The 18535-nt window shown below is 39.1% G+C and carries 16 protein-coding genes; all 16 read right to left on the reverse strand.

Annotation, left to right across the window (positions count from 1 at the left end; all coding sequences use genetic code 11):
* Positions 1-143: 143 nt before the first annotated feature.
* Entirely contained in the window at positions 144-413 is a 270-nt protein-coding gene (gene rpsO, locus ACRX5O_RS07555) for a 30S ribosomal protein S15 (RefSeq protein WP_119707582.1), read from the reverse strand.
* A gap of 104 nt (positions 414-517) precedes the next feature.
* The gene (ribF, locus tag ACRX5O_RS07560; RefSeq protein WP_433905392.1) at positions 518-1483 is read right to left on the reverse strand and encodes a bifunctional riboflavin kinase/FAD synthetase; all 966 of its coding nucleotides are present in this window, start codon (positions 1481-1483) and stop codon (positions 518-520) included.
* 25 nt (positions 1484-1508) lie between these two features.
* Complete coding sequence (gene truB, locus ACRX5O_RS07565) at positions 1509-2426, reverse strand: tRNA pseudouridine(55) synthase TruB (protein WP_433905393.1); 918 nt, start codon at positions 2424-2426, stop codon at positions 1509-1511.
* Positions 2427-2488: 62 nt separating this feature from the next.
* Positions 2489-2860, reverse strand: coding sequence for a 30S ribosome-binding factor RbfA (gene rbfA / locus ACRX5O_RS07570; protein ID WP_119707580.1), 372 nt, complete (start codon positions 2858-2860; stop codon positions 2489-2491).
* 135 nt (positions 2861-2995) lie between these two features.
* A complete protein-coding gene (locus tag ACRX5O_RS07575; RefSeq protein ID WP_119707579.1) occupies positions 2996-3277 on the reverse strand; it encodes a DUF503 domain-containing protein in 282 nt (93 codons plus the stop codon).
* Entirely contained in the window at positions 3274-5481 is a 2208-nt protein-coding gene (gene infB / locus ACRX5O_RS07580; protein ID WP_433905394.1) for a translation initiation factor IF-2, read from the reverse strand. The genes ACRX5O_RS07575 and infB overlap by 4 nt, the downstream gene beginning before the upstream one ends.
* A gap of 19 nt (positions 5482-5500) precedes the next feature.
* On the reverse strand, positions 5501-5803 hold the full coding sequence (locus tag ACRX5O_RS07585) for a YlxQ family RNA-binding protein (RefSeq protein ID WP_119707577.1): 303 nt from the start codon (positions 5801-5803) through the stop codon (positions 5501-5503).
* An 8-nt stretch (positions 5804-5811) separates the two neighbouring features.
* Positions 5812-6084, reverse strand: coding sequence for an RNase P modulator RnpM (rnpM, locus tag ACRX5O_RS07590; protein ID WP_119710529.1), 273 nt, complete (start codon positions 6082-6084; stop codon positions 5812-5814).
* A gap of 17 nt (positions 6085-6101) precedes the next feature.
* The gene (gene nusA, locus ACRX5O_RS07595) at positions 6102-7244 is read right to left on the reverse strand and encodes a transcription termination factor NusA (RefSeq protein ID WP_433905395.1); all 1143 of its coding nucleotides are present in this window, start codon (positions 7242-7244) and stop codon (positions 6102-6104) included.
* Between the two features lie 56 nt (positions 7245-7300).
* Positions 7301-7771 carry a ribosome maturation factor RimP gene (gene rimP, locus ACRX5O_RS07600; protein WP_433905396.1) on the reverse strand — a complete coding sequence of 157 codons (471 nt, stop codon included), beginning with the start codon at positions 7769-7771 and terminating at the stop codon, positions 7301-7303.
* A gap of 206 nt (positions 7772-7977) precedes the next feature.
* A complete protein-coding gene (locus ACRX5O_RS07605; RefSeq protein ID WP_433905397.1) occupies positions 7978-12294 on the reverse strand; it encodes a PolC-type DNA polymerase III in 4317 nt (1438 codons plus the stop codon).
* 142 nt (positions 12295-12436) lie between these two features.
* On the reverse strand, positions 12437-14134 hold the full coding sequence (locus ACRX5O_RS07610) for a proline--tRNA ligase (protein ID WP_433905398.1): 1698 nt from the start codon (positions 14132-14134) through the stop codon (positions 12437-12439).
* A gap of 100 nt (positions 14135-14234) precedes the next feature.
* Positions 14235-15494 (reverse strand): RIP metalloprotease RseP, encoded by a 1260-nt coding sequence (gene rseP, locus ACRX5O_RS07615; RefSeq protein ID WP_433905399.1) that lies wholly within the window; start codon positions 15492-15494, stop codon positions 14235-14237.
* An 18-nt stretch (positions 15495-15512) separates the two neighbouring features.
* Entirely contained in the window at positions 15513-16655 is a 1143-nt protein-coding gene (locus tag ACRX5O_RS07620; RefSeq protein ID WP_433905400.1) for a 1-deoxy-D-xylulose-5-phosphate reductoisomerase, read from the reverse strand.
* 55 nt (positions 16656-16710) lie between these two features.
* Positions 16711-17502 carry a phosphatidate cytidylyltransferase gene (locus ACRX5O_RS07625; protein ID WP_119707570.1) on the reverse strand — a complete coding sequence of 264 codons (792 nt, stop codon included), beginning with the start codon at positions 17500-17502 and terminating at the stop codon, positions 16711-16713.
* A gap of 21 nt (positions 17503-17523) precedes the next feature.
* A complete protein-coding gene (gene uppS / locus ACRX5O_RS07630) occupies positions 17524-18297 on the reverse strand; it encodes an undecaprenyl pyrophosphate synthase (RefSeq protein ID WP_119707569.1) in 774 nt (257 codons plus the stop codon).
* Positions 18298-18535: the final 238 nt, after the last annotated feature.

Here is an 18535-nt window from a genome sequence, read left to right on the forward strand (position 1 = left end):
AATTGTTCTATCCCGTAATGGAGAACAAATATAAGAATATAGGCGAATATTCTATAGTATGTACATAATTATGAATCCTTAAAAAGCTCTTTGATAGAAATTTATTGCTAACAAAAAAGCGGGAAAGAATCCCGCTTTAAAGATTAGCGACGTAAGCCAAGCTTCGTGATTAGTTCACGGTAACGAGTAACATCCTTGTTACGAAGGTATGTTAATAAGTTACGACGTCTACCTACCATTTTTAAAAGACCGCGACGTGAGTGGTGGTCCTTCTTATGAGTACGTAAGTGTTCATTTAAGTTGTTGATTTCCTCAGTAAGGACAGCGATTTGAACTTCTGGAGATCCAGTGTCGCTTTCATGAGTTTTGTACTCATTAATAAGTTCATTTTTACGTTCTTTAGTGATTGCCATCCGTTTCACCTCCTATTATTTCAATCCCCTGTAACTGAGCTAGCGTCGGTGACTCGACTAGCCAAGCAAAGGTTCATTTCGTACGTTTCTTAGAATACACTTTTTTATGACAAATTGCAAGGCTTAGTCTTTGAATTTTCAAAGTAAAGCAGTGAATTTTGTTTATCTCGCTCGATTTGCGCCACAAGTTCATCAATTCCAGAAAATTTCTGTTCCGAACGAAGGTATTTATGCCATTCTATCGTTACATACTCTCCATATATTTGATTATCAAAGTCAAAAATATGGACTTCGACACTTGGCCTATTCGATTTTTCCTTATTAAAAGTCGGTTTAAACCCGATGTTACACACACCTTCTTGCCATTTTCCATTTACAAGCATTCGTACAGCGTGAACACCAAGTGGAGGCAAAATATATTCCTCATTTAAGTCAATATTTGCTGTTGGAAACCCTATCGTTCTTCCTCTTTTGTCACCGTGAACAACTATTCCTGTTGTCGTATAGTAACGGCCGAGTAACTCCGGAAGAGTGTCAAGTTGACCATTTTTTATATTATTTCTGATTAAAGTTGAACTAATTTTTTCATCATGGCTTTCGAGCTTAGGAACAACGGTAAAGGTGAATGCTTGTCTTGAATGAAACGGTAGAGTTTCCATCGTACCTTTACCAAGCTTTCCGTAAGAATAATCAAAACCAGCGACAACGTGAACAGCACCTAGTTCGATTAAATATTGGTCGACAAACTCCTGTGGCAGTAGGTTGGCAAATTCGCTTGTAAAATTGACAACAAATAAGTAATCAACCTGTTGTTCAGAAATAATTTTGATCTTTTCTTCTAACGGGGTAATATACTCAACCTTTTCCACCTTTTTAAGTACAACTGATGGATGCGGAGTAAATGTCATTACCGCACTTTTTATTCCCTTTTCCTTGGCTATTTTCGAAGCCGTATCAATCACTCTCTTATGTCCTAAATGTACCCCATCAAAATAACCAAGAGCCACGACCATTGGTTGAAACATCTCCTTTGAGAATTGATGAGGATGTGTAATATTTAAAACTTCCACAAGCTTTCTCCCTTTCTTTACCAACCTAATTTTCTATATGTAGTACCTTTGTTGGCTTCATTAGATTAGGCTTATGAGGATGGTGCATGTATATAGCTAGCGCCTTATGATCCATCGTTTCGAGGACAATGGGTTGTTTAATATCATGTAGTATTTCAGGTATTTCTAGAACAGCTCCATTTTTCACTTTCTCAACTAATTTATCACTTATTTGATATTTCGGCAAATGAATAAGCGCTCTTTCAATGGGATATAAAGCATTTAAAATTGTTCCGTTGTTTACCATTTCCTCTACTTCGGAAATTGTCTTACAGTCGTCGAGAGAAAATGATGCTGACTCGGTGCGTCTTAAGTCAGACATATGGGCAGGGTAACCTAGTCGTTCTCCGATCATAACCGCTAACGTTCTAATATATGTTCCCTTACTACAAGCAACACGAAATCGAAAAGAAATGGTTTCTCCTTCAAACACTTCACGGTCATCTAAAAGCTCAATCGAATAGATTGTCACCTGTCTTGTAGGGCGTTCCACTTCAATTCCTTTTCTTGCATACTCATACAAACGTTTTCCATTTACCTTGACCGCTGAGAACATAGGTGGGGTTTGAGAAATCTCACCTGTCAGTTCCAATAACACAGCTTTTACTTGCTCGCGATTAATCAAAGTTTCAATGCCTTTCCTTTCAACCACTTCACCCGTAGCATCCTCGGTTGTTGTAGCAAAGCCAAGCGTTACTTCACCCTCGTATACTTTTCCTGCATCTGTTATGTATTCAGCAACCTTTGTTGCTCGTCCAAGGCAAATCGGTAAGACTCCATCTACCTCAGGGTCAAGTGTACCTGTATGTCCTATCCGCTTCATCCGTAGTATTTTTCTAAGCTTAAATACACAATCGTGAGATGTCATCCCTTTAGGCTTAAATAATGGCAAAATCCCTTCCATTTCTGATCCTCCTGGTTTTTCAATTAGAAAAAAAGGATAGACATGATGTCTATCCTCTTTGATCAATCTTCACGTTCGGTCCGTTCTTCCTTCGTCTCTTCCTTAATTTGATACAGAAGATTTTCGATTCGATTTCCATAGTCAATCGATTCGTCGAATTCAAATGTAATTTCAGGAGTCTTTCTAAGACGAATTCTCTGCCCGATTTCCGAACGGATAAATCCTTTTGCTTTAGCTAACCCCTTCAGTGTATTCTCTCTTTGAAGGTCATCACCTAACACAGAAATAAACACCTTTGCTTGTTGAAGATCACCTGTTACTTGTACATCTGTAACAGTCACAAAGCCAATACGTGGGTCCTTTATTTTTCGTCCAATAATTTCCCCAAGTTCTTTCTTCATTTGTTCTCCAACTCGATTAGATCTAAGGCTCATGGTAGTCACCTCTTTGTCATCCTTAGAAAACAATGCTGAAAAATAAGCACTGTCTATAGGGAACGATTTATCTATTTGTTTTACGCATGATACACATGCATATGAGGAAGAGTGATATCTCCCTCGTTTATGTTATTATATCCATTCCAAGTCCGTTATTGTGCGTTCGATTTCTGGAAATGAATCAATTAACTTTAATGCATGCTGCAGTTCTCTTTCAACGGCTACTTTTGAGGATGCTACAGATACAATAGCAATTTTTGTACGCTGCCATGTATCTTGATAATCAACCTCTGCTACAGACAGATTGTATCGTTGTCTGAGTCTTGTGATAATACGTTGAAGGACAGCTCTTTTATCTTTTAAAGAATGGGCATCATAAATAAGGCATTCACAGGCGGCTAAGCCAATGATCATTTACGTTCCACTTCTTGCATAATGAAGGCTTCGATTACGTCCCCTTCTTTTACATCATTATAGTTTTTGATGGTAATTCCGCACTCATATCCTTGAGATACTTCCTTTGCATCATCCTTGAAACGCTTAAGGGCGTCGATTTCACCTTCAAATACAACAATTCCATCACGGATTACACGAATTCCACTGCCACGAGCGATTTTTCCATCCGTAACGTAAGATCCAGCAATCGTACCAACCTTCGATACTTTGAATGTTTGACGAACTTCAGCTTGCCCAGTGATCTTCTCTTCGAATTCTGGATCAAGCATCCCTTTCATCGCTGCTTCAATTTCTTCAATTACTTTATAAATAATACGGTGCAAACGAACATCTACTTCTTCCGCTTCCGCAGCACGCTTCGCATTATTATCAGGACGAACGTTAAATCCAATAACAATCGCATTTGATGCCGCTGCTAAAGTAATATCTGATTCATTAATCGCACCAACACCAGTGTGAATGATTTTTACATTTACACCTTCTACTTCAATTTTTTGAAGAGCAGCTGCAAGTGCTTCAACTGAACCTTGTACGTCAGCTTTTACGATCAAATTAAGATCCTTCATTTCACCTTGCTTCATATGCTCAAATAAGTTATCAAGACTTACACGTGTCTTTTCTGAACGAGATGCTTGGATAGCAAGCTGTGAACGTGCTTCACCCACTTGACGAGCTGTCTTTTCATCTTCAAACACTACAAAGCGGTCTCCTGCAAGTGGTACATCATTTAAACCTGTAATTTCCACAGGAGTAGATGGACCAGCTTCTTTCACACGACGACCAAGGTCATTAACCATTGCACGAACACGTCCAAAAGTTGTACCAACTACGATTGGATCTCCAATTCGTAATGTACCGTTTTGAACTAGAAGTGTAGCAACCGAACCTCTACCTTTATCTAGCTGAGCTTCGATAACTGTACCGATTGCCTTACGATTTGGATTCGCTTTATATTCTTCTACTTCTCCAACAAGAAGGATCATTTCTAATAAATTGTCGATTCCTTCTCCTTTTAAAGCTGAAAGCGGAACGAAAATCGTGTCTCCACCCCAAGCTTCAGGAACTAAACCATATTCTGTTAACTCCTGCATGACGCGATCAGGGTTTGCACTTTCTTTATCCATTTTGTTCACAGCAACAATAATTGGAACCTCTGCCGCTTTTGCGTGGTTAATCGCTTCGATTGTTTGTGGCATAACCCCATCATCTGCTGCAACTACTAAAATCGTAATATCCGTAATTTTTGCTCCACGCGCACGCATCGTTGTGAAAGCAGCGTGACCTGGTGTATCAAGGAACGTAATTTTCTTACCGTTTTCTTCTACTTGGTAAGCACCGATATGCTGAGTGATACCACCGGCTTCTCCTGCAGTAACCTTTGTGTTACGAATTGAGTCAAGTAAAGTGGTTTTCCCGTGGTCAACGTGACCCATAATGGTTACAACAGAAGGTCTTTCCAATAAATCTGCTTCATTATCTTCTGTGAAGTATACTTCAAGATCAGTAACATCGATCTTAATCTCTTCTTCAACTGCCACACCATATTCAGATGCAATTAGTTCTATTGCATCCTTGTCTAGTGATTGGTTAATGGTAGCCATTACACCTAATAAGAACAATTTTTTAATGATTTCAGATGGTTCACGGTGAAGCTTTTTAGCTAACTCGGCAACTGTAAGCGATTCTGTAAAAGTGATTTTTGCAGGTAATTCTTTCTTTTTAGGAGGCTGTGGTGGCTGTGACTGGTGCTGAACACGGCCTCTTTGTTGGTTGTTTTTCCCCTTTTTACCATTAAAAGCTTTTGTTTCTTTTGATTGGTTTTCTTGGGTACCTTTTTTCCCTTGGATAGCCTTCGGACCTGTTTTCACTTTTACTTTCGTAGGAGCCACATTACGATCGTCGTCCTCATCAAAAGCACTAGCCTTTGTCTTTGATTGTACTTGAACGGCAGCAGGCTTTTGTTCTTGAGTCTGCTTTGGAGCTTCCTTCTTTTCCCCGTTACCACCCTTAGCATATTGTTCGTCAAGCTTTTTAACTGTATCATCTTCAATCATTGTCATATGGTTAGAAACCTCGATATTCATATCTTTTAATTTTGTAATGAGTTCTTTACTAGAAACATTATGTTTTTTTGCATATTCATACACTCGCATTTTACTCATGTTTACACCCCCGCTAGAATTAATCGAGCAACGTCTTTAGCTTCTTGGCAAATCCTTCATCTAGAACGGCCACGACTACACGGGCTTCTTTTCCGATCGCTTGACCGAGTAAAAAGCGGTTCTCAACTATTTTACAAGGAATGTTATAGGATTTGCATTTATCTGTCACTTTTTTCTGTGTGTTTTGGGATGCATCTGCTGAAAGCAAAACTAATTTTGCTTTATTGCTGCGAACCTCCTTAATGGAAAGTTCCTCCCCAGAAATCACTTTACGCGCTCGATTGGCTAAGCCAAGCAATGACATCCATTGATTTTGCTTCATTCGGATTGTCAATTCTCCTTCTCAACAAGCTCCAATAATTCTTCGTACACAGAATCGGTTACTTGAACTTGCAATTGATTCGATAATATATTCTTTTTCTTCGCTAAAAGAATAGCTTCTTTGTCTTTCGTAAGGTAGGCACCTCGACCCGACTTTTTACCGGTTAAGTCGATGGAGACCTCGCCTTCCTTCGAGCGAACGATGCGAACAAGTTCTTTCTTCGGTCGCATTTCTCCGGTAGCAACACATTTTCTTAATGGAACCTTCCTATTCGTGTTCACCATCATCCACCCCTTTCTTACTCCTGCTCTTCTACGTACTCTAAATGTAAATCTGTATCTGCGTGGGCGTCTTCCTCTTCATCATCGAACGATAGAATTCCTTCTTCACGAGGGAAGATACCAGCTTCTCTTGCATCTGTTTCTGATTTAATATCAATTTTCCAACCGGTCAACTTAGCCGCTAAACGTGCATTTTGGCCTCTCTTACCAATCGCAAGTGACAGTTGATAATCTGGAACAACTACTGTTGTTGCCTTCTCTTCTTCATTGACGATTACATCAAGTACTTTAGATGGGCTGAGCGCATTTGCTACAAATACAAAAGGATCATCCGACCATTTAACAATATCGATCTTTTCTCCCTTTAACTCGTTGACAATTGCTTGAACACGAGCACCTTTTGGACCTACGCATGCTCCTACTGGATCAACTTCTGGATTATCAGAATGAACTGAGATTTTTGAGCGGTCACCTGCTTCACGAGAAACAGATTTGATTTCAACTGTTCCATCATAAATTTCCGGAACTTCAATCTCAAACAGTCTCTTTAAAAGACCTGGATGTGTTCTTGAAACAAAAATTTGTGGGCCTTTAGTAGTTTTTTCTACTTTCGTAATAAACACCTTAATACGATCATGTGGCTTATAACGCTCGTTTGGCATTTGTTCGTTTGCTGGCAGAATCGCTTCAATTTTCCCTAAGCTCACATAGATAAACTTTGAGTCCAAACGTTGGACGATACCAGTCATAATATCTTCTTCGCGGTCGATAAATTCAGAGTAAATAATTCCTCTTTCTGCTTCACGAACACGTTGAGTAACCACTTGTTTCGCTGTTTGTGCAGCAATGCGTCCAAAATCCTTTGGTGTTACCTCAAGCTCTACGACATCTTCAATCATGTAATTCGGATTGATTCGTCTAGCTTCTTCTAAAGAAATTTCAAGTCTTGGATCGAATACTTCATCAACGACTTCTTTACGAGCAAAAACACGCATCGTTCCAACACCTAAATTTAGATCGATTCGAACGTTTTGTGCTTGATTGAAATTTCTACGGTAGGCAGAGATAAGCGCCGCTTCAATTGCCTCGATAATCACATCTCGTGAAATTCCTTTTTCCTTTTCAAGCAAAATAAGAGCATCTAATAGTTCACTGCTCATGAAAATGGTCCCCCTTTAACACCCTAAATGTCTCTCATGTGAATTTGTTATATGAATTATGAGAAAGTCACCGCTAGGCGAGCATTTGCTACCTTTTCGAAAGGTATTTCAATCGTTTTCTTTCTCGTCTTAATCTTTACTTCAACTGTTACGGTATCTCCCGTAAAGTTTGTTAACACACCTTCAAATGTTTTTTCACCATCGATAGGCTCGTACGTTTTTATATGTACATTTTTTCCGATCGCTTTTTCATAGTCCTTCTGTTTCTTCAATGGACGCTCTGCACCAGGAGAAGAAACTTCAAGGAAATAGTTATAAGGAATAGGATCAAGTTCATCAAGCTTTTCGCTTAATTTTTCACTTACTATTCCACACTCTTCAATGTCAATGCCTTGCTCTTTATCTATAAATACGCGAAGAAACCAGCTTTTTCCTTCCTTCACATATTCAATATCAACTAATTCAAGGTTGAGGTCATTAACAATTGGTTCTACGATTTGTTCAACTACTTCAATTACCTTGCTCATTTTATTCCTCCTAACCAACCTAAAGTAGCTAATCTCCTAAAATAGAGTCCATACAACACGAAAGAGCGGGGAAGGCCCCACTCTTGTAAACGAGAGTTATTCTTAGTATTTCCAATAAAACTATACCATAACCATACCGTTTATGCAAATGCAATAGCGGTTTTTGGGGGTGGTCTCCGGAATCGAGCCGTTTCCGCATCTTAGTTCTAAAACAACGAAAGTTGGTTTTGATCAGGTAATGCTTCAAGACATCCGTGGTTATCGAGATACTCAATAATAGTCTTTGAAACCTTCCCTCTTTGCTGCAGGTCTTCTTTAGATAAAAACTCTCCATCTTCACGAGCTTTTACGATGTTAAGAGCCGCATTCGTACCTAGCCCTGGAATGGAATTAAATGGAGGAATCAGTTTATTTCCTTCAATAATGAATTCTGTTGCACTTGATCGGTACAAATCTACCTTAGCAAAAGAGAATCCTCGCTCGTTCATCTCTAATGCCAATTCAAGGACGGTTAAGGTATTTTTTTCCTTGGTTGAAGCATCTAATCCTTTTGCATTGATTTCTTCAATTACTGCTCGGATTGCTGAAGAACCTTTCACCATCGCATCAATATCAAAATCCTCAGCTCTAACGGTAAAATAGGCTGCGTAATAAAGGATTGGATGATGCACTTTGAAGTAAGCAATCCTTACGGCCATTAGAACATAAGCAGCGGCGTGGGCCTTCGGGAACATGTATTTGATCTTTTTACAAGAATCTATATACCATTCTGGTACTTCATTCTTTCGCATCTCTTCTTCCATATCATCACTTAAGCCTTTTCCTTTACGAACTGACTCCATGATCTTAAAGGCAAAAGATGGCTCTAATCCTTGATAGATTAGATAAACCATGATGTCGTCACGACAGCCAATAACTTCACTCAGGTTACAGATGCTGTTGTGGATTAGTTCTTGCGCATTTCCTAACCATACGTCCGTTCCGTGGGAGAGTCCTGAAATTTGGACCAACTCCGAGAAAGTGGTAGGTTTTGTATCTTCAAGCATTTGTCTTACGAAACGCGTTCCGAACTCTGGTATACCAAGCGTTCCCGTTTTACACATAATCTGATCTTCCGTGACTCCTAGCGCTTCCGTCCCACTAAATATCTTCATTACTTCAGGATCATCGGTCGGAATAGTCTTGGGATCAATTCCGCTTAAGTCCTGAAGCATACGAATCACGGTCGGATCATCGTGCCCTAGAATATCGAGCTTTAATAAGTTATCGTGAATCGAGTGGAAGTCGAAATGGGTTGTTTTCCATTCAGAGGTCTTATCATCTGCTGGAAATTGTATAGGCGAGAAATCATAAATTTCCATATAATCTGGAACAACGATAATACCGCCTGGATGCTGACCAGTAGTTCTTTTTACACCGGTACACCCCATTGCTAATCTTTCAATTTCGGCTCCACGGATTTGAAGATTATTATCTTGCTGATACGCCTTCACATACCCGAACGCGGTCTTATCAGCTACCGTACCAATCGTACCGGCACGATATACATAATCTTCACCAAACAGCACCTTCGTATAGTTATGCGCACGAGGTTGGTATTCACCGGAGAAGTTCAAATCTATATCGGGAACTTTATCACCTTTGAAACCTAGGAAAGTCTCGAACGGGATATCGTGTCCATCTTTTTTGTACTTGCTTCCGCAATTTGGACAGTCCTTATCCGGTAAGTCAAAGCCTGAACCAACGGAACCGTCATTGAAGAATTCCGAATGCTTGCATGTCGGACAGACATAATGTGGCGGTAATGGGTTTACTTCTGTTATCTCTGTCATCGTGGCAACAAGGGACGAACCAACCGACCCACGCGAACCAACTAGGTACCCATCATCAAGCGATTTTTTCACGAGCTTATGCGAAATCAAATAGATAACGGCAAACCCGTGACCGATAATACTCTTTAGTTCTTTTTCAAGTCTTGCCTCCACAATTTCTGGAAGTTCATCACCGTAAATTCTTCTTGCCATATCGTAACTCATTTGACGCATTTCTTCGTCTGCGCCTTCAATTTTCGGAGTGTACAAGTCATCTTTAATCGGCTTAATCGTATCTATCATATCAGCAATCTTGTTTGTATTCGTAATGACAATTTCACGTGCTTTTTCTTTTCCTAGAAACGAAAATGCATCTAGCATTTCATTCGTCGTACGGAAATGTACATCAGGTAGATTATGACGATTAAGCGGATTTGCTCCACCTTGAGAGTTCACTAATATTTTTCGATAAATTTTATCATTTGGGTTTAGGTAATGTACATTACCAGTAGCAACAACGGGAATCTCTAGCTTTTCACCAAGTTTCACAATATTAGCTATAATATCCTCTAATGATTTTTCATCATTAACTAGCTCTAACTCTAATAAATGAGCATATACCGCTTTCGGATGTACCTCGATGTAATCGTAGAAACGTGCTGGCTCTTCTACTTCTTCAGGAGCCTTTTGCATCATACCCTCGAATACTTCGCCTTTATCACAACCAGAACCAATTAAAATTCCTTCGCGATGCTTTTGTAATACAGAGCGTGGAATTCTCGGAACACGGTAAAAATAGTTTAAATGAGATATAGAAATGAGCTTAAATAAGTTCTTTAACCCTACATCATTTTGTGCTAAAAGCGTACAGTGGTATGGTCGTGCCCGTTGATATGCATTTCCTTGACCCATATTGTCATTCAATTGGTTATGATACTGTATTCCTTTTTCCATTACATCCTTCAGCATCGTTAATAGCAGATAACCAGTTGCTTCTGTGTCGTATATCGCACGGTGATGCTGTGTTAACTCGATATTAAATTTCTTAGCTAACGTATTTAAACGATGATTCTTCATATCAGGATATAAGAAACGAGCTAGTTCTAACGTATCGATGACGGGATTCTCTGCTCGGCCGAGACCGTACTTCTTGTAACCAACATTCAAAAATCCCATATCGAAAGAAGCATTGTGGGCAACTAGTATGTCATTGCCCGTCCACTCTTTAAATTTACCGAGCACCTCTTCTACCTCTGGAGCATCCTTTAGCATATCATCGGTAATTCCCGTTAAATTCATAATCGTGGCTGATAAAGGATGATGTGGGTTAGCAAACGCTTCAAATCGGTCGATGATTTCTCCATTTTTAATCTTTACCGCAGCAAGTTCAATAATCGTATTGTAAACGGCTGATAAACCAGTTGTTTCAACGTCAAATACCACATACGTATCTTCTGCCAGCAGTCTCTCTGCTTCGTTATACGCAATCGGAACACCATCATTTACGAGATTTACTTCCACCCCGTACAGAATCTTAATATCGTTCTTTTTCCCTGCACCAAATGCTTCCGGAAAGGATTGTGCTACCGCATGGTCTGTAATTGCAATTGCTTTATGTCCCCATTTTTTTGCTTGAGATACTAACGTACTAACTGGTGACACAGCGTCCATCTGACTCATAGGTGTGTGGAGATGAAGCTCTACACGCTTCTCAGATGATGTATCCTGACGCTCAATTGGCTTAATTTCATTAATATCATTACCAATCATCACTAGATCACGTACGAATGTATCGTTTTGGATACTTCCTCTTACTTTCACCCACATTCCCTTTTTCACGTTTTGGAATAGAGCGGCGTCCTCTTTATCACGGGAGAACATTTTTACCATGATCGAGCTTGTATAATCAGTAACTTTAAAGGTTAATAGAGTTCTCCCACTGCGAAGCTCTCTTGTTTCAGCAGCAAAAATATACCCTTCCACAACGACTCTACGTTCTTCATCAACAATATCTTGGATTTTTCTAAAATCAGAATCATCTTTAATGGTTAATCCAATGGTTAATGGACCGGTGTATTCACCTGTACCGCCGGCAGCATCTTTCTCTGCTTCCTGCTTATCCATTTCGATCGCTGCCTGCATACCTCTTTCCTTGTCTTCCCTCAATTTCGCCTCGATAAATTGCTCATATTGTTCAGTAGAGGCTTCTGTGTTGATCTCGGTATCAATCACAACTTGAGGAAATCCGAAAAAGCCGTAGGCATCAGAAATAAAGCTTGCATATTTCCTTTTTATAGCTAAGCCTTCGAGATCATTACCAACAAAGATGGTGATTTTTGAACCTTGGACTTTTGGCTTTTGTTCATTTAGTAGCTTAATTAATGGTGGTGATATGCCATCAATTTGTTGTATGCAACTGTTCCAGTATTCTAGTATTAAATCCTCAGTCACTTGCTGATCCCTTACCTGTATGTTGTAGGAGATTGAGGCAATATGTGAGAAGGTTGTTTGTAATTTATTTGTGAACGTTTGATAGACGTTAATAGGTAAAATCTTCTCAAACGAAAAATAAAAACTCCAATGTCTTTTAGATTTTTCAATTAATACTTTGTCAATTATAGCATCTTGAAAATACGGCATGATTCTGTCATCCGTTAGTTGTAGCTGCTGGAGCAATAGTTGGAATCGTTCCTTACCAGATGATCCGTTCATCAACTCTCTCCTCTCCATTTCATCTCTAGTCAAACTAGTAGTTATTATATCATAAAGAAATTATTGAAAGCCTTTTTAACAGATAACCAATCAATGGGAAAAAAATCGGATCCGTGTTGAGCGGATCCGAATAACTAATTATTTATTTTAATAAGCCAGCAATTGTTTGTAGTAGGTCGTCTTTGTGAACTTCTAGCATTTCACCAGTTTTACGAACTTTTAGTTCTACAATTCCATCAGCTGCTTTTTTACCAACGGTTACACGTACAGGTAGACCGATTAAGTCTGAATCAGCGAACTTTACTCCTGGTCTTTCGGCACGGTCGTCCATAAGAACTTCAAACGCCTGAGCTTTTAATTGTTCATATAACTCTGATGCTAATTTCGCTTGAGCTTCATCTTTCAAGTTGATTGGAATCAAATGTACTTCGAAAGGTGCAATTTGAGCTGGCCATACGAGACCATTTTCATCATTAAATTGCTCGGCCACAGCAGCTAACGTTCTAGATACACCAATACCATAGCAACCCATAATCATTGGCTGTGATTTTCCGTTTTCATCTAAATAGGTAGCATTCATCGCTTCACTATAACGAGTTCCAAGCTTAAATACATGCCCTACTTCTATTCCCTTTGCGAAAACAATTTTGCCTTGTCCGTCTGGAGATAGATCTCCTTCTTGAATAAAACGAATATCAGCGTACTTTGTTACGGAAAAATCTCTATCAGCATTTACGTTGATGAAGTGATGGTGTTCTTCGTTTGCTCCACATACTCCGTTAACAATTGCTTGAACGGCTGGGTCAGCAACGATCTCCACCTTATTTACCCCAACTGGTCCTAATGAACCAATAGAACAACCAAGGATTTCCTTCGTCTCTTCTGGAGTTGCTAGTTCAACGATGCTCGCTGAGTATAAGTTCTTTAACTTAATATCGTTCACTTCGTGGTCGCCACGAACAAGCACAAGTACATATTGATCTTCTACTTTAAACAGAAGTGATTTAATGCACTTTGATGCATCAACATTTAAAAATCCTACCACTTCTTCAATCGACTTCTTATTTTCAGTCAGAACCTTTTCCATCTCTTTTTGTGGCTCATCTGATTTTTCATACGTATTCACTACTGGGGCCATTTCAATATTAGCCGCATAGTTGGAAGTGTCAGAGTATGCAATCGTATCTTCCCCAACATCAGATAGCACCATAAACTCGTGCGTATCCTTTCCACCCATTGCACCTGAATCCGCAATAACTGCACGGAAGTCCAAATCGCAACGACTAAAAATATTAGAGTAGGCAGTAAATAAACGATCATATACTTCATCAAGACTTTCTTGAGAAGAGTGGAATGAGTAAGCATCCTTCATGATAAACTCTCTTCCACGCAGTAAACCAAAACGTGGTCTTTTCTCATCTCTAAACTTCGTTTGAATTTGGTAAAGTGTTAACGGCAATCGCTTATAAGATTTTACTTCGTCTCTTACTAAGCTGGTAATCACTTCCTCATGAGTTGCCCCAAGAGCAAACTCTCTTGTATGGCGGTCATGCAATCTCATCAACTCAGGTCCATAGGTGTACCAACGACCTGATTCCTGCCAAAGCTCTGCTTGTTGCAGAGCAGGCATAAGCAGTTCTACAGCACCTGCGTTGTCCATCTCTTCACGAACAATCGTCTCGATTTTTTTTAGTACTCGCTGAGCCATTGGTAAATAACTATAAATTCCACTAGCATTTTGTCTAACAAAACCAGCTCTTAATAGTAGCTGATGACTTTTAATTTCGGCATCTGCTGGAACTTCCCTTAAAGTTGGGATTAGCGTCATACTCTGTTTCATCTACTAGCACCTCTTCGACCAATTCATTTTAATAAATTTATATTTTAAGGCTGCCCCTCGAAGTGTCTGACACCTCTTTATGGGACAGCCTCATGTCAGATTAAAGGAATATCCTTTGTATATCATTCCAAGTAACTACTAACATTAGGAGCATCAAAAGAGCAAATCCAATGAAATGAACCATGCCTTCTTTTTGACGATCAATCGGCTTTCCTCTCAATGCTTCTACTGCAAAGAACATCAATCTTCCACCGTCTAAAGCAGGAATTGGAAGCAAGTTCATAATACCAAGATTAATACTTAAGATTCCCGCCCACTTCATCAGGTACATAACTCCAGATTTAGCAACGGTGGCAGTTGATTCATAAATACCAACTGGACCAGACAGTGCATCAATTGAAAATTGACCAACGATTAATTTTCCAAGCATAGAGAAAATTTCAACTGTCCAATAGTATACTTCTTTAAACCCGTACGTAACAGACTTTACAGGAGATTTTTCCATTGGGTTATACACACCAATGATTCCAATTTCTGTACCATCCACGTCTTGTGCTTTTGGTGTAACTGGAATTTCAAGCTCCTCACCGTTTCTAGAAACCAAAAACTCTAATTCATTTTCAGGGTTTTGACGAATAATTTCTACTACATCTTCCCAAGTAGATATTTCACCGCCATCGATACTTTGAACGACATCCCCTTCTTGTAAACCGGATTGCATAGCCATTCCATCTGGAGTTAACTTACCTAAGATGGGCTCATTTGTCGGTACTCCTTGCCACAAAGCAATAACAACAAAAATAAGAAAGGCTAATACAAAATTCATCATCGGTCCAGCGAAAATGGCCATTGTTCTTTGACCTAAAGTTTTAGAAACAAATTGACGATCATATGGAGCGATCAGTGTTTCTGCACCGTTTTCCACTAAATATGCATTTCGACTAATAGAGAAGGTTTTTAAAGTATCTTCTTCTCCTTCTTCATAGCCTTTTATTTGTAATTTTTGTTCAATATCGGCATATTCCACTTCAATGATCCTAGCATCCGGATACTTTTCTTTGTTGTTTAGTATGATCTTCTCGATCACTTCATTCTTGTCCAGTATTAGTCCTACACGATAGCCTGGTTTAATTTCAGCCATCTCGGGATCTTCTCCAGCCATGCGAACATATCCGCCAATCGGCAATAAACGTATCGTATAGAGTGTCTCTCCTTTTTTATACGAAAAGACTTTCGGACCCATTCCAATTGCAAATTCACGACAAAGAATACCTGCTCGTTTTGCAAAGATAAAATGTCCTAATTCATGGAAAAATACGAGTGCCCCAAAAATAATGATAAAGGCTATGACTGTGTTCAAATTATAACCACCCTTTTTTTATAGAAGTGAATTCACATACTTGCGTGTCTCGTCGTCAACCGCTTTAATTTCTGCTAAACTTGGCTCCATTATTGATTGATGGTTCGTTAACGCATTTTCAATTAAATCCTCAATTTGCAAAAAGGTGATCTTTCCTTTTAGAAACGCCTCAACCGCTATTTCATTTGCCGCATTAAGAACGGTCGGAAGTGTCCCTCCAGCAATTCCTGCTTCATAGGCAAATTTTAGGCAGCGAAATCTATCTAAGTCCATTTCTGCAAAATGGAGTTGACCGACTTTCGCTAAATTTAATGTTTGCGCTGTTTTTAATGGTAACCGATCTGGATACGTTAAAGCATATTGGATCGGTACTCTCATATCTGGAGTCCCTAGCTGCGCCATGACACTACTATCATGAAACTCAATCATAGAGTGAATGATACTCTCCTTATGTAAAACAACATCAATCTTTTCATAGGGAATATCAAATAGCCAATGCGCTTCAATAACTTCTAACCCTTTGTTCATCATAGTAGCAGAGTCAATCGTGATTTTTGCTCCCATGGACCAATTTGGATGATTGAGCGCATCTTGTACCGTTACATTTTCCAACTCACTTCGAGTACGGTCACGGAAGCTGCCACCCGATGCGGTTAAAATTAACTTCCCAATATTTTTTTCAAATTCTCCTTGTAGCGCTTGAAAAATAGCAGAATGCTCACTATCGACGGGCAATAATGGGACTTGATTTCGTCGAACAGCATTCATTACGATATGACCAGCTGTGACTAGTGTCTCCTTATTGGCTAAAGCAATCGCTTTTCCAGCTTCAATCGCATGCAATGTAGGTTCTAGACCCACACTTCCCATTACTGCATTTACCAAAATGGTAGATTTCTTATATACCGCTACTTCACTTAACCCTTCGAGCCCATAGGTAAAGCTTATTTTCGGAAATTCCAGCTTCAAACTCTCAGCGTCTTCTTTATTTAACACACATACTAATTCAGGATGAAATTCAGCTATCAACTTTCTAGCTAAATCAATATTTCTACCTACTGACATGGCTGCCAATACGAACTCTGTAGGGTGCTCTTTTATTATATCAAGAGTTTGTGTTCCGATAGAACCAGTTGCACCTAATAAACTTATGTACTTCATTTTTCCAACTCCGATTCAAAAGCGAGAACCTTCTAAAAGATTCCCGGATATGATGTTACGGTAGCAAAATAAAATATAAGACCGGCCAAACGAACAGCAAGCTATCAAATCGATCTAGGATGCCACCGTGTCCAGGCATTATATTGCCTGAATCTTTTACATTATAATGTCGTTTCAGTGCGGATTCGACAAGATCGCCAACCTGTCCAAAAACAGATAAGAAAACTGTCACAATAAGAAGTCTTATTGTGGATACCGTTTCAAGAGAGAACAAGGCAAAAAAGATAGCTACAATAACCGCACATACGATGCCACCTATAAATCCTTCAACCGTTTTATTTGGGCTTATGTCAGGCCATAGCTTATTTTTCCCCATCGCTCGCCCGATAAAATACGCACCAGAATCTGTGGCCCAAACGATAAATAAGGAATAAAAAATAAACATCAGCCCTGCTGTTTCTCTAATTTCAATAAAATAGAAAAATCCCATTCCAATATATAAAGTTGCCATTATCGAAAAGGAAACATCATCGAAAGTAAAGCGATTTTTTGTTACAACCGTGTAAGTTAACAGCAGCAAAACCGCTAAAAGGGCAAATTCGACCTTCGTATAGTGCATTGGTCCAAAAATATTTTGCAGCTGCTTCGGTATTAAAAAGATCCAAAGCACAAGCATTGAAATGAGCCCCGGAATAGAGGCTAATTGGATATTTCTCATTTTTAACAGTTCATACAGTGCAACAGTTGCTAAAACATACACTAATAGAACAAAGGGTAATTTACCCAAAATTACTAAAGGGATAAATATGGCCCCAAATATAATTGCCGAAATAATTCTTTGTTTCATCTTATTGTGTCAACACCTTTATTATACTCCCCCAAACCGCCTTTGACGGTTTTGGAATACTTCGATTGCTTCGACTAAGTGTTCTTCTGAGAAGTCTGGCCACAGCACGTCTGTAAACCAAAATTCTGTATAAGCTAGTTGCCAGAGCATAAAGTTACTTAACCGTATTTCACCACTCGTACGAATGAGTAAATCCGGATCACTTAATTCACTCGTCATTAAGTAGTTAGAAAATACTTCTTCATTTATATTATTCTCTGTCAGTATACCACTTTTGTGGTCTTTTAAGACGTTCTTTACTGCTTCTAAGATTTCTGCCCTGCTTCCATAGTTAAGAGCAAAATTTAACACTAACCCATCATTGTCCTTCGTGTCTTCAATAGCTCGATTAATTGCATTTAGCGTATGAGCGGGCAGACTTTCTTTATATCCAATCATACGTACTTGGACATTTTCCTCTATCAATTCTGGGAGAAAGGTTCCTAAAAACTCCTCAGGTAATTTCATCAAATAGTCAACTTCCATTTTCGGTCGCTTCCAGTTTTCTGTTGAAAAAGCATATAAAGTTAACGTGGACACTCCCAATTCATTTGCAAGCTTCGTTATCTTACGGACAACCTTCATCCCTTCATGATGACCTGCGATTCTAGGCAAGGCCCGTTTTTTCGCCCAACGCCCGTTTCCATCCATAATAATAGCAATATGAGCTGGTACGGATTGATTTTTTATTGTTGTTATCCGACGCCCGAGTTCAGAAGACGGTTTATTCTTCCAAAGCTTTATTTTCTCTAACATAAGACGGCTCCTCCAAAATGTAATCATGTGGCTAAAAGACTACATTTAGTTGTAATAATGCTTCTTCTCTAGTCACAATGTATTTATTTGTTTTAATGATTGTACACTGTACCGCTAGAAAAGAGCGTAATGAAAAAAGCAGGTACCTAATTTTGCCTGCTTTTATCATACCAAAAAAGAGAAGAGATATCTCTAAAAAACTAAAGCACTACTTGGAAAAGAAATCAAATTCATTAGA

Source organism: Robertmurraya mesotrionivorans (assembly GCF_050971805.1).
Taxonomy (GTDB): Bacteria; Bacillota; Bacilli; order Bacillales; family Cytobacillaceae; genus Robertmurraya_A.